The organism is Pseudomonas viciae, from assembly GCF_004786035.1.
Taxonomy (GTDB): domain Bacteria; phylum Pseudomonadota; class Gammaproteobacteria; order Pseudomonadales; family Pseudomonadaceae; genus Aquipseudomonas; species Aquipseudomonas viciae.
In genome coordinates this window covers 2,616,814-2,631,311 of record NZ_CP035088.1, presented here as the reverse complement: position 1 = coordinate 2,631,311, position 14,498 = coordinate 2,616,814, and the positions used below count along the sequence as shown (strand labels likewise).

Here is a 14,498-nt window from a genome sequence, read left to right as displayed (position 1 = left end):
TTTTCATGGGATACGAAACGAACCAAGGAATCACCATGCAAGCCGAATTGATTGTCGATGCACGCAACGCCGTCGGGGAAAGCCCGGTGTGGGTCCCCGAGGAGAACGCCCTGTATTGGGTGGACATTCCCAGTGGCGGCCTGCAGTGCTGGAACGCCGGGACCGGCCAACTCAAGGGCTGGGAAGCGCCGGAAATGCTCGCCTGCCTGGCCCGTCACCGGGACGGTGGTTGGGTCGCCGGCATGGAGAGCGGTTTCTTTCGCCTGCACCCCAATGACGACGGCAGCCTGGACAGCGAACTGTGCGCAAACGTCGAGCACAGCCGCACCGACATGCGCCTCAACGATGGCCGTTGCGACCGCCAGGGCCGTTTCTGGGCCGGCAGCATGGTGCTGAACATGGGCGCCAACGCCGACGAAGGCCGGATGTATCGCTACGAGGCGGGCCAACGTAGCCCGGTCGAGGCACAACTGAGTGGGTTCATCGTGCCCAATGGCCTGGGCTTCAGCCCGGATGGACGCACGATGTACCTCTCCGACTCACACCCGCTGGTGCAACAGATCTGGGCCTTCGACTACGACGTCGACAGCGGCACGCCGTCCAACCGGCGGCTGTTCGTCGACATGCTGCCGTTGGCCGGGCGCCCGGACGGTGCGGCGGTGGATGCCGACGGTTGCTATTGGATCTGCGCCAACGATGCCGGCCTCATCCATCGCTTCACTCCGGATGGCCGACTGGATCGCTCACTGGCCGTGCCGGTGAAAAAGCCGACCATGTGCGCCTTTGGCGGCAGTCGCCTGGACACCCTCTTCGTCACCTCGATCCGCCCCGGTGACGACAGCGACCCGCAGTCTTTGGCCGGCGGCGTGTTCGCCCTCAATCCCGGCGTCAAGGGCCTGGCTGAACCCGCGTTTGGAGGACTGAAACACTCCGCGAACTGATCTGCATTGCCGCTTCACTGGATAAGCACATAAAAAAAACAACAAGACTGGAGATTGACCATGAACTTCAAACGCACGCTTCTGATCGCCGCCCTACCCCTGGCCTTTCTGGCACAGGCAGCCCATGCCCTCGATATCAAGATCGCCGACATCCATCCCAAGGGCTACCCTACCGTGGTCGCCGAGGAGTCCATGGGTAAAACCCTGGAAGCGGAAAGTAAGGGTGAACTGAAATTCAGATATTTCCCGGGTGGCGTACTGGGTTCTGAAAAAGAAGTCATCGAGCAGATGCAAGCTGGCGCGATCCAGATGTCCCGGGTCAGCCTGGGTATCGTCGGTCCTGTCGTGCCGGATGTGAACGTCTTCAACATGCCGTTCATCTTCCGCGACCAGGCCCACATGCGCGCGGTCATCGATGGTGAAGTCGGCGATGCGATCCTCGACCGAATCACCAACTCCGAATTCGGCCTGGTGGCCCTGGCCTGGATGGATGGCGGCACGCGCAACCTGTACACCAAGAAACCGGTGCGCAAGCTCGAAGACATGAAGGGCATGAAGATTCGCGTCCAGGGCAACCCGATGTTCATCGAGACCATCAACGCCATGGGCGGCAATGGTATCGCCATGGACACCGGCGAGATCTTCAGCGCCTTGCAGACCGGCGTGATCGACGGCGCGGAAAACAACCCGCCGACCATGCTTGAACACAATCACTATCAGAACGCCAAGTTCTACAGCCTGACCGGTCACCTGATCCTGCCTGAGCCCATCGTGATGTCGAAAATCACCTGGAACAAGCTCACGCCCGAGCAGCAAGACATGGTGAAGAAAGCCGCCAAGGCGGCACAGGCTGAAGAGCGCGTGCTGTGGGACAAGAAGTCCACCGCCAGCGAAGAGAAACTCAAGGCCGCCGGCGTCGAGTTCATCACCGTGGACAAGAAACCTTTCTACGACGCCACGGCGCCAATCCGGGCCAAATACGGCGCGCCGTATGCCGACCTGATCAAGCGTATCGAAGCCGTTCAGTAAGCCCTCTCAATCTGTACTCATGAAAAGGCTGGGCGCGCCTGCGGTTAAAAGGCGCGCCTGGTTACGGTGGAACCCGATGAAGAATTTACTGCTGCGTATCAACGACAAGATTTACATGACTTGCATCTGGGTGGCCGGCCTTTCTGTCCTGGCAGTTGCACTGATGATTCCGTGGGGGGTGTTCGCCCGCTATGTACTCGGGACCGGCTCTAGCTGGCCAGAGCCCACCGCCATCTTGCTGATGATCGTGTTCACCTTCATCGGTGCCGCCGCCAGCTACCGCTCCGGCTCGCACATGGCCGTGGACATGGTCACCAGCCGCCTGCCACCGCACTGGCAAACCTTGGCTTCGGTTTTCACCCAGCTCTTGATGGCGGCAGTGTGCATTTTCATGACCATCTGGGGCACCAAGCTGTGCATGACCACCTGGAATCAATTCATGAGCGCCATCCCCACCCTGCGCGTCGGCATCACCTACATGCCGATTCCGATAGGAGGTTTCCTGACCTTGATTTTTGTCCTGGAGAAACTCTTCCTGGGTGATCAAAGCCAGCGTCGGGTCGTGCAGTTCGATCTGATTGAAGAAAGCGAAGGTGCCGTTTAATGGACGCTCTGATTCTGCTAGGCAGTTTTTTGTTGTTGATCATGATCGGTATGCCAGTCGCCTACGCGCTGGGTGCTGCCGCCCTGATTGGGGCGTGGTGGATCGATATTCCGTTCCAGGCCATGATGATTCAGGTGGCGGGCGGGGTGAACAAATTCTCGCTGTTGGCCATTCCATTTTTCGTCTTGGCCGGCGCGATCATGGCCGAGGGCGGCATGTCTCGCCGACTGGTGGCATTCGCCAGTGTGTTGGTAGGGTTCGTGCGCGGCGGCCTGTCATTGGTCAACCTCGTGGCCTCGAGTTTTTTTGGCGCGATCTCCGGTTCCTCGGTGGCCGACACCGCCTCGGTCGGTTCGGTGCTGATCCCGGAAATGGAACGCCGGGGCTATCCGCGTGAATTCGCCACTGCCGTGACTGTCAGCGGCTCGGTCCAGGCCTTGCTGACACCGCCAAGCCATAACGCGGTGCTGTATTCGCTCGCGGCTGGCGGTACCGTATCGATCGGTTCTCTGTTCATGGCCGGTATCGTGCCCGGCATCCTGATGAACCTCTGCCTGATGGCGCTGTGCCTGGTCTTTGCGAGAAAGCGCAATTACCCCAAGGGCGAAGTGATTCCACTCAAGCAAGCATTGAAGATCTGCAAGGAAGCCATGTGGGGCATGATGACCCTGTTCATCATCCTTGGCGGCATTCTCTCGGGCGTTTTCACCGCCACCGAATCGGCCGCCATTGCCGTGGTGTGGGCGTTCTTCGTGACCATGTGCATCTACCGCGACTACAAGTGGAGCGAGTTGCCGAAACTGATGCACCGTACGGTACGCACCATCTCCATCGTGATGATCCTGATCGGCTTCGCCGCCAGCTTCGGCTACATCATGACGCTGATGGAGATTCCGGCGAAGATCACCACTGCGTTCCTGACGCTGTCGGACAACCGCTACGTGATCCTGATGTGCATCAACGTGATGCTGCTGCTCCTCGGCACGGTGATGGATATGGCGCCGCTGATCCTGATCCTCACGCCCATCCTGATGCCAGTGATCATGGGCATCGGCGTGGACCCGGTGCAGTTCGGCATGATCATGCTGGTGAACCTGGGTATCGGGCTGATCACGCCACCGGTGGGCGCGGTGCTGTTCGTGGGTGCCGCCATTGGCAAGGTCAGTATCGAAAGCACCGTCAAGGCCCTGCTGCCGTTCTACGCGATGCTGTTCCTGGTACTGCTGCTGGTGACCTACATCCCTGCCATCTCGCTGTGGTTGCCGCACCTGGTGTTGTAACCCCAAAAGCAAGCAAGCCCCCTTGTGGCGAGGGAGCTTGCTCCCTCGCCACAAAAGCACCCTCTTCCCAAAAGACGCGACCATCATGACGCAGCCTCTTCTCTACCTCGAAGACGAACTCACCCGCCTCACCCTCGCTCCTCACCTGGGCGCCAGTCTCGTTGAATGGACCTTGCTCAGCACCGGCGCTCCCCTGCTACGCCCTCCCGCGCCGCAAGCGCTGGAAAACCGCCTTCCAGGCAAACTCGGCGGCTTCCCGCTGATTCCCTGGTCGAACCGGATCGCCCACGGCGGTTTCGACTGTCCCGGCGGCTGGCTCGCTTTGGAAGCCAACAGCCCCAACGATCCGTTTCCGATCCACGGCAGCGCCTGGCAACAGCCGTGGCAGGTGATCGAGCAGAGTGCCCAGCAAGTGTTGTTGCAACTCGACAGCCAGCAGCCATTCGCCTACTGCGCCAGCCTGCGGATCCGCTTGAGTGGCGGCCAGTTGCAAATCGCAATGCACGTCACCCACATGGCCGAACAGGCCGCGTGGCACGGGCTGGGTTTGCATCCGTACTTTCCACGCACCGCCAGCACTCGCCTGCAAACCCGCGCCAGCGAAGTCTGGATGTGTGATGCCTCGAAACTGCCGACAGAACTTCGGGAGATTCCTGAAAATTGGGATTTCCAGCAGCCCCGATTGCTGCCGGATACGCTCGTGGACAATGGCTTCGGCGGTTGGGAAGGACACTGCCTGATCCAGCAACCGGACCTGGGCTACGAACTGGAATGCCGAGCCAGTGGCAGCGACTATTTCCTGCTGTACTGCCCCGTGGACCTGGACTTCTTTTGCATCGAACCGGTCAGCCATCCGGTCAATGCGCACCACCTGCCAGGGCGGCCGGGGTTGCGCTTGCTGGAGCAAGGGCAGTCGGTGGCGCTGGGGTTTTCGATGCAGTGCCGCCCCCTGTAACCCATCCAAGCAGGCTGCTGTGGTATTGAGCCTCAGGTGCCCAAGGTCAACCCATTGGCCGGCAACGGCAACGCCGTCTTGTAGCGCACCTGCTTGAGGGCAAAGCTGGAGCGGATATTCGCCACGCCCGGGACCTTGGTCAAAAAGTCCATCATGAACCGCTCCAACGACTGGATGGTCGGCACCAGCACGCGGATCAGGTAATCCGGATCGCCAGCCATCAGGTAGCACTCCATCACCTCCGGCCGGTCGGAAATCGCCTCTTCGAAGTGCTGCAGCGCCTCCTCCACCTGTTTCTCCAGGCTGACATGGATGAACACGTTGACGTGCAGCCCCAGCAGGTCGGCGTCCAGCAGCGTGACCTGCTCGCGGATCACCCCCAGCTCCTCCATGGCCCGAACCCGGTTGAAGCACGGCGTCGGCGAAAGGTTGACCGAACGGGCCAGCTCGGCGTTGGTGATGCGGGCATTTTCCTGAAGGCTGTTCAGAATCCCGATGTCGGTGCGATCCAATTTGCGCATGAGACAAATAATCCTGTTTTTTATCGTTGTGCAGATTTTTTATCTGCAAATGATCTGAACAGCAAGCCAACAGAGAAAAATATTCTTCTGCGTCGAGCCTATGATTGTTGTAGGACAATTTCCCGTACCCGGGGAAATTCGTCAGCTAGCGCGCCCACTACAAGAAATTCACAAGATCGAGCGTAGAAAGCCATGAACCCAGCGTACGAACCGCTACGCCTGCACGTCCCCGAACCCTCGGGCCGTCCCGGCTGCCAGACCGACTTCTCCTACCTGCATCTGTCCGATGCCGGCACGGTGCGAAAACCTTCCATCGACGTCGAACCGTCCGACACCGCCGACCTGGCCCGAAGCCTGATCCGCGTGCTCGATGACCAGGGCAATGCCCACGGTCCATGGGCCGAAGACGTGCCGCTCGAGATCCTGCGTAAAGGCATGCGCGCCATGCTCAAGACGCGCATCTACGACAACCGCATGGTGGTCGCCCAGCGCCAGAAAAAAATGTCGTTCTACATGCAGAGCCTCGGCGAGGAAGCCATCGGCAGCGGCCAGGCCCTGGCGCTGAACATCGATGACATGTGCTTCCCCACCTATCGCCAGCAAAGCATCCTGATGGCCCGCGAGGTGCCTCTGGTGGGCATGATCTGCCAACTGCTGTCCAACGAGCGCGATCCGCTCAAGGGCCGGCAGTTGCCGATCATGTACTCGGTCAAGGACGCCGGTTTCTTCACCATCTCCGGCAACCTCGCCACCCAATTCATCCAGGGCGTGGGCTGGGGCATGGCCTCGGCGATCAAGGGCGACACCAAGATCGCCTCGGCCTGGATCGGTGACGGGGCCACCGCCGAATCGGACTTCCACACCGCCCTCACCTTCGCCCACGTCTACCGGGCGCCGGTGATCCTCAACGTGGTCAACAACCAGTGGGCAATCTCCACCTTCCAGGCCATCGCCGGCGGTGAAGCCACCACCTTCGCCGGACGCGGCGTCGGTTGCGGCATTGCCTCGCTGCGTGTCGACGGCAACGATTTCATGGCGGTCTACGCCGCTTCACGCTGGGCCGCCGAACGCGCCCGCCGCAACCTCGGCCCGGCGCTGATCGAATGGGTCACTTATCGCGCTGGCCCGCACTCCACGTCCGACGATCCCTCGAAGTACCGTCCCGCCGACGACTGGAGCCACTTCCCGCTGGGCGACCCGATTGCACGCCTCAAGCAGCACCTGGTGAAAATCGGCCATTGGTCCGAAGAGGAACATGCCGCCGTCACCGCCGAACTCGAAGCCGAGGTGATCGCCGCGCAGAAGGAAGCCGAGCAGTACGGCACCCTCGCTGGCGGGCAGATCCCGAGCGCCGCGACCATGTTCGAAGACGTCTACAAAGAGATGCCGGAGCACTTGAAGCGCCAGCGTCAGGAGTTGGGGATCTGACATGAACGATCACAACAACAATATTGCGCTGGACACCGCCATGACCACTACCACCATGACCATGATCCAGGCCCTGCGCTCGGCCATGGACGTGATGCTCGAACGCGATGATAACGTCGTGGTCTTCGGCCAGGACGTGGGCTACTTCGGCGGCGTGTTCCGCTGCACCGAAGGCCTGCAGAACAAATACGGCACCTCGCGGGTATTCGACGCGCCGATCTCCGAAAGCGGCATCGTCGGCGTGGCCGTGGGCATGGGCGCCTACGGATTGCGCCCAGTGGCAGAAATCCAATTCGCCGACTACGTCTACCCGGCCTCGGACCAGATCATTTCCGAAGCGGCGCGCTTGCGCTATCGCTCGGCCGGCGAGTTCACCGCGCCGATGACCCTGCGCATGCCTTGCGGCGGCGGCATCTATGGCGGTCAGACCCACAGCCAGAGCATCGAGGCAATGTTCACCCAGGTCTGCGGCTTGCGCACTGTGATGCCTTCGAACCCTTACGACGCCAAGGGCCTGCTGATCGCCTCCATCGAAAACGATGATCCGGTGATCTTCCTCGAGCCCAAGCGCCTGTATAACGGCCCGTTCGACGGCCACCACGACCGTCCGGTAACGCCGTGGTCGAAACACCCCTCGGCGCAGGTGCCGGACGGCTACTACACGGTACCGCTGGACGTGGCCGCCATCACCCGCCCCGGTAAAGACGTGACCATTCTCACTTACGGCACCACCGTGTATGTGTCCCTGGCCGCCGCCGAGGAAACCGGCATCGACGCCGAAGTCATCGACCTGCGCAGCCTGTGGCCGCTGGACCTGGAGACCATCGTCAAGTCGGTGAAGAAAACCGGTCGTTGCGTGATCGTCCACGAAGCCACCCGTACCTGCGGCTTTGGCGCCGAGCTGGTTTCGCTGGTGCAAGAACATTGCTTCCACCACCTGGAAGCGCCCATCGAGCGTGTCACCGGGTGGGACACGCCCTACCCGCATGCGCAGGAGTGGGCGTATTTCCCAGGGCCGTCCCGTGTGGGCGCGGCGTTGAAACGGGTCATGGAGGTCTGAATGGGCACGCACGTTATCAAGATGCCGGACATTGGCGAAGGCATCGCCGAAGTTGAACTGTCGGTGTGGCACGTCAAGGTCGGTGACATGGTGGTCGAGGACCAGGTACTGGCCGATGTCATGACCGACAAAGCCATGGTCGACATTCCTTCGCCAGTGCATGGCCGGGTCATCGCCTTGGGTGGCGAGCCCGGTGAAGTCATGGCGGTGGGCAGCGAACTGATCCGCATTGAAGTCGAAGGTGCGGGTAACTTGAAGGAATCGGCCCAACCGGCGCCAGCTGCGGCGACGCAGGCGGCTACACAGGCGCCAAAGCCGACGCCAGTGGCAACACCTGACCCCGTGGTGGAAAAGACCACTGCGCCACGCTGCGCCCCGCAAGCGCCGGTGGCCCGCGATCCCGAAGAACGCCCACTGGCCTCGCCGGCCGTGCGCAAGCATGCGTTGGACCTGGGCATTCAATTGCGCCTGGTCCAGGGCAGCGGTCCCGCCGGGCGTATCCTGCATGAAGACCTCGAGGCTTATCTGGCCCAGGGTCCATCGGCCCAGGCCAAGGGCGGTTCGGGCTATGCCGAACGCCACGACGAGCAGCAGATCCCGGTGATCGGCATGCGTCGCAAGATCGCCCAGCGCATGCAGGAAGCGACCCAACGCGCCGCCCATTTCAGCTACGTCGAGGAAATCGACGTCACTGCCCTGGAAGAGCTGCGGATGCACCTGAATGAAAAACACGGCGCCAGTCGCGGCAAGCTGACCTTGCTGCCGTTCCTGGTCCGCGCGTTGGTCGTGGCCCTGCGGGACTTCCCGCAAATGAACGCCCGCTATGACGACGAAGCCCAGGTCATCCACCGCTCCGGCGCCGTGCATGTCGGCGTCGCGACCCAGAGCGATGTGGGCCTGATGGTGCCGGTGGTGCGTCACGCCGAAGCCCGCAGCCTGTGGGACAGCGCGGCGGAAATCTCGCGCCTGGCCACAGCGGCGCGCAATGGCAAGGCCAGTCGTGATGAGCTGTCCGGCTCGACCATCACCCTGACCAGCCTCGGTGCGTTGGGCGGCATCGTCAGCACACCGGTGCTGAACCTGCCGGAAGTGGCGATTGTCGGTGTGAACAAAATCGTCGAGAGGCCCGTAGTGATCAAAGGCCAGATCGTGATCCGCAAGATGATGAACCTCTCCAGCTCCTTCGATCATCGGGTGGTCGACGGCATGGACGCGGCGCAATTCATCCAGGCCCTGCGTGGCCTGCTCGAACAACCCGCAACGCTGTTTGTGGAGTAAGGCATGCAACAGACTTTGAACACCACGCTGCTGATCATCGGCGGCGGTCCTGGCGGTTATGTGGCAGCGATCCGCGCCGGCCAGTTGGGCATCCCGACCATCCTGGTGGAAGGCCAGGCGCTGGGCGGGACCTGCCTGAACATCGGCTGCATTCCATCCAAGGCGCTGATTCATGTGGCCGAGCAGTTCCACCAGACACGGCACCACAGCCAGGGCTCGGCCCTGGGCATCACGGTGTCGGCGCCGAGCCTGGACATCGGCAAGAGCGTGGAATGGAAGGACGGCATCGTCGATCGCCTGACCACCGGCGTCGCGGCGCTGTTGAAAAAGCACAAGGTCCAGGTCATTCACGGCTGGGCCAAGGTGGTCGACGGCAAGACCGTCGATGTCGACGACACCCGCATCCAGTGCGAACACCTGCTGCTGGCCACCGGCTCGAAAAGCGTCGACCTGCCGATGCTGCCGATTGGCGGGCCGATCATTTCCTCCACCGAAGCCCTCGCCCCGACCTCGGTGCCCAAGCATCTGGTGGTGGTCGGCGGCGGCTACATCGGCCTGGAGCTGGGTATCGCCTACCGCAAGCTCGGCGCCGAGGTCAGCGTGGTCGAGGCCCAGGAACGGATCCTGCCAGCCTACGACGGCGAACTGACCCAACCAGTGCATGATGCGCTCAAGCAACTGGGCGTGAAGCTGTACCTCAAGCACAGCGTCGAAGGTTTCGATGCCCAGGCCAGCACTCTGCAAGTGCGTGATCCCAATGGCGAGACGCTGAACCTGGACACCGACCGGGTACTGGTGGCCGTTGGTCGCAAACCCAACACCCAGGGCTGGAACCTCGAAGCCCTGGACTTGGCGATGAACGGTTCGGCGGTGAAAATCGATAACCGGTGCCAGACCAGCATGCGCAACGTCTGGGCCATCGGCGACCTGAGCGGCGAACCGATGCTCGCCCACCGGGCCATGGCCCAGGGCGAAATGGTCGCCGAGCTGATCGCCGGCCAGCATCGCGAGTTCAACCCGACCGCCATCGCTGCGGTGTGCTTCACCGACCCGGAACTGGTGGTGGTCGGCAAGACGCCGGACGAAGCCAAGGCGGCCGGCCTGGACTGCATGGTGTCGAGCTTCCCGTTCGCCGCCAATGGCCGGGCCATGACCCTGGAATCGAAAAGCGGTTTCGTGCGGGTCGTGGCGCGCCGGGACAATCACTTGATCGTCGGTTGGCAAGCCGTTGGCGTTGGCGTCTCGGAGCTGTCCACCGCGTTTGGCCAGTCCCTGGAAATGGGCGCACGCCTGGAAGACATCGCCGGCACCATCCACGCCCACCCGACGCTGGGTGAGGCGGTGCAGGAAGCGGCGTTGCGGGCGTTGGGGCATGCGTTGCATCTGTGATTCAGGGGATTTTAGGGTGTGAGTGGTGGCCTCTTCGCGAGCAAGCCCGCTCCCACAGGTGATCTCGGTCGTTCATGCGAACGCAATCCCATGTGGGAGCGGGCTTGCTCGCGAATTTTCAAAAACACCACCATTTATCTGCCTACCCCCCATCGAGCAGGCTGCGAAACACCCCCGGAATGAAGTATTGTTGTCCCCATCCAAAAAACGTCAGAAGCCTTGAACCGTTTCGACGGTTGCTAAGAAATAGAGGGTGTCATGGGTAACGAGAGCATCAATTGGGACAAACTGGGCTTTGACTACATCAAGACCGACAAGCGCTACCTGTCGCACTGGCGCGATGGCGCCTGGGACGCCGGCACCCTGACCGACGACAACGTGCTGCACATCAGCGAGGGCTCCACCGCCCTGCACTACGGTCAGCAGTGCTTCGAAGGCCTGAAGGCCTATCGCTGCAAGGACGGTTCGATCAACCTGTTCCGCCCGGACCAGAACGCCGCCCGCATGCAACGCAGCTGCGCGCGCCTGCTGATGCCGCATGTCGAGACCGAGCAGTTCATCGAAGCCTGCAAGCAAGTGGTCCGCGCCAACGAGCGCTTCATCCCGCCTTACGGCACCGGCGGCGCGCTGTACCTGCGCCCGTTCGTGATCGGCGTGGGTGACAACATCGGCGTGCGCACCGCACCCGAGTTCATCTTCTCGATCTTCTGCATCCCGGTTGGCGCCTACTTCAAGGGCGGCCTGACCCCGCATAACTTCCTGATCTCCAGCTACGACCGCGCCGCACCACAAGGCACCGGCGCGGCCAAGGTCGGTGGCAACTACGCCGCCAGCCTGATGCCCGGTTCCCTGGCCAAGAAAGCGAGCTTCGCCGACTGCATCTACCTGGACCCGATGACCCATTCGAAAATCGAGGAAGTCGGTTCGGCCAACTTCTTCGGCATCGCCCACGACAACAAATTCGTCACACCCAACTCCCCTTCGGTCCTGCCGGGCATCACCCGCCTGTCGCTGATCGAACTGGCCAAATCGCGCCTGGGCCTGGAAGTGATCGAAGGCGACGTGTTCATCGACAAGCTCTCGGACTTCAAGGAAGCCGGCGCCTGCGGTACCGCAGCGGTCATCACCCCGATTGGCGGCATCAGCTACAAAGACAAGCTGCACGTGTTCCACAGCGAAACCGAAGTCGGCCCGATCACCCAGAAGCTCTACAAAGAGCTGACCGGCGTGCAGACCGGCGACGTGGAAGCGCCAGCGGGTTGGATCGTCAAGGTCTGAGCCAGGCCTACCCGTAGTACCGAGGCGCTTGTAGCGAGGGGATAAATCCCCTCGCTACAAAGGGCGCCAGGATTCAAAAAAGCAAACCGTACCTGCCGTCACCCATCGGTTCGGGGCTGACCCGCCCTACGCTCGAAAATCGCCCCCTCGATACCCAGCACTTCACGCGTGTCGGCATAGATCCCGACGCCCTTTTCCCAGACCTGCTTGATCGACTGATCGGCACAGCGAATCCGGTAATTGAGTTCGAACGGTTCCTGCCGCGACAAGGCATATTGCACCTCGCGCCAGACGTAATCGGCATCCTGCGCCAGGATCAGGCTGTTGTAGGTGAATTCATGGTTGTCCACCAGCCGCTCCGGCGGATACCCGGTCAGTTGCAGGCAACCGGCACTGACGAATTCCATGGTCCAGTCGCGGTTGTTGCGACCGCGATAGATCAGCCCCGGCATGCTGTCGAGCAGGCTCATGCTGCTGCGCTGGCTCGCCTGTAAGGCAATCTCGCGCCGCTTGTGCGCAGTGACGTCGCCGGCCACCAGATAGAAACCCTGGTGCCCGCGCTTCAGGCTGACCTCGAACCAGCGCAGTTCCCCCGAAGGGTGAACGAAACGCAGCCGCTGGTTGAAGGAGGTTTCGGGGCGCCGACGCAGTTCATGCAGGGCCTGACGCCACAACGACCGGTCTTCGTGGTGCACATAGTCGATGAGGTTGCGTTCCGTGCCTGGCAGATCCATCAGCTCGACCCAGGCCAGGTTGAACTGGGCAATCTGACCGCTGTCGCGCAGTTCAAGCAATGCCGCCGGAAAGCGGTCCATCAGGTGCACGGGCAGTGGCTGCACAAATGCCTCTGGTCGTTCCATCATCTAATGACGCTCCTCGTGTCTCGTCGACGCACCGTTGTGCACCCACGCAGCCAGTTCCAGACGGGAGTGCAGGCTAAACTTCTGCAACAGATTCCTCACATAGATCTTGACCGTACCATCGCTGATCCCCAGTTCCCGGCCGATCTGTTTATTGCTCATGCCGGCGCCGATCAGGGCCAGGGTCTGCCCCTCGCGCTCGGTGAGGTTGCCTGTGTCTGGCAGGTCCAGATCGTGTGTGGTCCGGCTCCCCGACTCGGCCTGATCGGCCAACAGGGCAACCAGGGTTGAATCCAGGACGATCGCGCCCTTGTGGCAATTGCGCATGTAGCTCAACAACGCATCGGGTTCGGTTTCCTTGAGCACGTAACCACTGGCGCCCAGGCGCAAGGCCGTCAACAGCTCGGCGCGATCCATCGAGGCGGTGAGCACCACCACCTGGCAGTCGAGGCGCAACTGACGCAGTTCGTCGAGCACCTGCAAACCGCTCAAGCCGGGCATGTGCAGATCAAGCAAGACCTGCTGCGGTGCCAGGCTCACGGCCAGGTTGATGCCTTCGCGACCGCTGGCCGCCTGCCCCACCACTTCGAAGTCGTCGCTGGCATCGAATAGCTGCGCCAGGCCTTTGCGAAACAATGGGTGATCATCGATCAGTAATAAGGTCGTGCAGTCCATCGAAACTCCCCTGTGGCAGGTCTTGGTGGCGGCTGAGGCCAAGGTGTACGCGGACCCCGTGCGGACGGATCGCTTCAATTGTCAGCCGGGCGCCGATGCTCGCGGCGCGCTCGCGGATGATCGCCAGGCCGAAATGGTTTTGCTCCCCTGACGCCGGGCTGAGCCCGATGCCGTCATCCTCCACCGAAATGGAGGCATCACCGGCCTGGTTTTGCCGTAACTCGATGCGTACATGCCGCGCATGGGAATGGCGCACCGCGTTGGCCAGTGCCTCGCGAATGATCTGCAAAACCTGTAGTTCGGTGCCCGGGCTCAAGGCATCGTCGGCCAGGCGATTGTCCAGTTCGAACACAATGATGCAGCGCCGCGAGAACTCCGCGATGGAGTCGGCCAGGGCCTGGCGCAGCGAGCGCCCGTCCATGGTCAGGCGAGCATTGGTGATCAACTCGCGCACCTGGCGCTGCAACTGGCTCAAGCCGACGCACAGTTCCTGCAACCCGGCGCTGGCCTGCTCAGGCTCGCCCAACTGCGACTGCAGTAAACGCGCCTGGAACGACAGGTAACCCAACTGCTGAGCCACCGAATCGTGCAGCTCACGGGCCAACGCGCCGTGCCGGGACGTCGCCTGCTTGCGCTGTTGCTCACGGTTGTAGCTGCGCAAGCGCACGGCCACGCCTACTGCCTGCGCCGCCTCTTCCAGTAACTGGCGCCAACTGGCACCGGCCCGTTTTGGGCTATCGAGCAGCAACACACCCTTTTGGCCCTCGGGCAACGCGCACACCAGGCGGTGCACGCCGCGTTGCCGGCACGTGCCGCAGGTTTGGGGGGTGTCTGCCGCGCTTGCGTCGCGCCAGGGGCAAGTCGCCGCGTCCTGGCAACCCTCGATCAAGCCGCGTCGCGTCGGGCTGAGGTCTTCGCCGCCGAGAATCAGGTTCAGCCTGGCAGGCGGCAGCAGTGCGTCGAAACGGTCCAGAAAACCCGATAAGGCACCGTCAGCGTGCGCCTGGCTCAAAGGTAACCCGGCCAACAGCTTGCGCACGCTGTGTGCCTGTTCGGGGCGCACAGGCCCTAACCAGAGCGGCCACCACTGCGGTCGTGTTCGCACTCTCGATAACTCCCCGTCCGGTTGCTCCACACTCCTCGAACACCAGCAACTTCCATGCCCCGGACGGCCGTACAGCAAGGCTTATCTCCAAAGGC

Annotated in this window: 14 protein-coding genes; 10 read left to right on the top strand and 4 right to left on the bottom strand. The window is 62.0% G+C overall.

Annotation, left to right across the window (positions count from 1 at the left end):
- The first annotated feature begins 35 nt into the window (after positions 1-35).
- From EPZ47_RS12125 to EPZ47_RS12105, 5 genes are all read left to right on the top strand, one after another.
- Positions 36-941: an SMP-30/gluconolactonase/LRE family protein gene (locus EPZ47_RS12125; protein ID WP_135844981.1), complete on the top strand. Its 906-nt coding sequence runs from the start codon at positions 36-38 to the stop codon at positions 939-941.
- A gap of 60 nt (positions 942-1,001) precedes the next feature.
- Complete coding sequence (locus tag EPZ47_RS12120) at positions 1,002-1,970, top strand: TRAP transporter substrate-binding protein (protein WP_135844980.1); 969 nt, start codon at positions 1,002-1,004, stop codon at positions 1,968-1,970.
- Between the two features lie 76 nt (positions 1,971-2,046).
- On the top strand, positions 2,047-2,574 hold the full coding sequence (locus EPZ47_RS12115) for a TRAP transporter small permease (protein WP_135844979.1): 528 nt from the start codon (positions 2,047-2,049) through the stop codon (positions 2,572-2,574).
- Complete coding sequence (locus EPZ47_RS12110) at positions 2,574-3,854, top strand: TRAP transporter large permease (protein ID WP_135844978.1); 1,281 nt, start codon at positions 2,574-2,576, stop codon at positions 3,852-3,854. Before EPZ47_RS12115 ends, EPZ47_RS12110 begins: the two co-directional genes overlap by 1 nt.
- Before the next feature lie 85 nt (positions 3,855-3,939).
- A complete protein-coding gene (locus EPZ47_RS12105; protein WP_135844977.1) occupies positions 3,940-4,809 on the top strand; it encodes an aldose 1-epimerase in 870 nt (289 codons plus the stop codon).
- A 32-nt stretch (positions 4,810-4,841) separates the two neighbouring features.
- Here the strand turns inward: EPZ47_RS12105 and bkdR are convergent, their stop codons facing one another.
- A complete protein-coding gene (bkdR, locus tag EPZ47_RS12100) occupies positions 4,842-5,330 on the bottom strand; it encodes a Bkd operon transcriptional regulator BkdR (RefSeq protein WP_109755132.1) in 489 nt (162 codons plus the stop codon).
- Positions 5,331-5,522: 192 nt separating this feature from the next.
- Here bkdR and EPZ47_RS12095 point away from each other — a divergent pair, with 192 nt between their 5' ends.
- The 5 genes from EPZ47_RS12095 (at position 5,523) to EPZ47_RS12075 (ending at position 11,763) form a co-directional block, all read left to right on the top strand.
- A complete protein-coding gene (locus EPZ47_RS12095; protein WP_135844976.1) occupies positions 5,523-6,758 on the top strand; it encodes a 3-methyl-2-oxobutanoate dehydrogenase (2-methylpropanoyl-transferring) subunit alpha in 1,236 nt (411 codons plus the stop codon).
- A 1-nt stretch (position 6,759) separates the two neighbouring features.
- The gene (locus EPZ47_RS12090; RefSeq protein WP_135844975.1) at positions 6,760-7,818 is read left to right on the top strand and encodes an alpha-ketoacid dehydrogenase subunit beta; all 1,059 of its coding nucleotides are present in this window, start codon (positions 6,760-6,762) and stop codon (positions 7,816-7,818) included.
- The gene (locus EPZ47_RS12085) at positions 7,819-9,096 is read left to right on the top strand and encodes a dihydrolipoamide acetyltransferase family protein (RefSeq protein WP_135844974.1); all 1,278 of its coding nucleotides are present in this window, start codon (positions 7,819-7,821) and stop codon (positions 9,094-9,096) included. It abuts the gene before it with no gap.
- Positions 9,097-9,099: 3 nt separating this feature from the next.
- Positions 9,100-10,485, top strand: coding sequence for a dihydrolipoyl dehydrogenase (gene lpdA / locus EPZ47_RS12080; RefSeq protein ID WP_135844973.1), 1,386 nt, complete (start codon positions 9,100-9,102; stop codon positions 10,483-10,485).
- A 258-nt stretch (positions 10,486-10,743) separates the two neighbouring features.
- Positions 10,744-11,763 (top strand): branched-chain amino acid aminotransferase, encoded by a 1,020-nt coding sequence (locus tag EPZ47_RS12075; protein WP_135844972.1) that lies wholly within the window; start codon positions 10,744-10,746, stop codon positions 11,761-11,763.
- Between the two features lie 98 nt (positions 11,764-11,861).
- On the opposite strand, the gene EPZ47_RS12070 is transcribed toward EPZ47_RS12075, so the two are convergent.
- The 3 genes from EPZ47_RS12070 to EPZ47_RS12060 are packed head-to-tail and all read right to left on the bottom strand — an operon-like array spanning position 11,862 to position 14,337.
- Positions 11,862-12,626 carry a PAS domain-containing protein gene (locus EPZ47_RS12070; protein WP_135844971.1) on the bottom strand — a complete coding sequence of 255 codons (765 nt, stop codon included), beginning with the start codon at positions 12,624-12,626 and terminating at the stop codon, positions 11,862-11,864.
- Positions 12,627-13,298, bottom strand: coding sequence for a response regulator (locus EPZ47_RS12065; RefSeq protein ID WP_135844970.1), 672 nt, complete (start codon positions 13,296-13,298; stop codon positions 12,627-12,629).
- Positions 13,267-14,337, bottom strand: a complete 1,071-nt coding sequence (locus EPZ47_RS12060; protein ID WP_135844969.1) for an ATP-binding protein — start codon at positions 14,335-14,337, stop codon at positions 13,267-13,269. Before EPZ47_RS12060 ends, EPZ47_RS12065 begins: the two co-directional genes overlap by 32 nt.
- Between the last annotated feature and the right edge of the window lie 161 nt (positions 14,338-14,498).

Coding starts and splice junctions, on each gene's coding strand:
- EPZ47_RS12095 (WP_135844976.1), top strand. CDS start 5,523: ATGAACCCAGCGTACGAACCGCTACGCCTGCACGTCCCCGAACCCTCG.
- EPZ47_RS12105 (WP_135844977.1), top strand. CDS start 3,940: ATGACGCAGCCTCTTCTCTACCTCGAAGACGAACTCACCCGCCTCACC.
- bkdR (WP_109755132.1), bottom strand. CDS start 5,330: ATGCGCAAATTGGATCGCACCGACATCGGGATTCTGAACAGCCTTCAG.
- EPZ47_RS12075 (WP_135844972.1), top strand. CDS start 10,744: ATGGGTAACGAGAGCATCAATTGGGACAAACTGGGCTTTGACTACATC.
- EPZ47_RS12065 (WP_135844970.1), bottom strand. CDS start 13,298: ATGGACTGCACGACCTTATTACTGATCGATGATCACCCATTGTTTCGC.
- EPZ47_RS12115 (WP_135844979.1), top strand. CDS start 2,047: ATGAAGAATTTACTGCTGCGTATCAACGACAAGATTTACATGACTTGC.
- EPZ47_RS12090 (WP_135844975.1), top strand. CDS start 6,760: ATGAACGATCACAACAACAATATTGCGCTGGACACCGCCATGACCACT.
- EPZ47_RS12110 (WP_135844978.1), top strand. CDS start 2,574: ATGGACGCTCTGATTCTGCTAGGCAGTTTTTTGTTGTTGATCATGATC.
- EPZ47_RS12120 (WP_135844980.1), top strand. CDS start 1,002: ATGAACTTCAAACGCACGCTTCTGATCGCCGCCCTACCCCTGGCCTTT.
- EPZ47_RS12070 (WP_135844971.1), bottom strand. CDS start 12,626: ATGATGGAACGACCAGAGGCATTTGTGCAGCCACTGCCCGTGCACCTG.
- lpdA (WP_135844973.1), top strand. CDS start 9,100: ATGCAACAGACTTTGAACACCACGCTGCTGATCATCGGCGGCGGTCCT.
- EPZ47_RS12125 (WP_135844981.1), top strand. CDS start 36: ATGCAAGCCGAATTGATTGTCGATGCACGCAACGCCGTCGGGGAAAGC.
- EPZ47_RS12085 (WP_135844974.1), top strand. CDS start 7,819: ATGGGCACGCACGTTATCAAGATGCCGGACATTGGCGAAGGCATCGCC.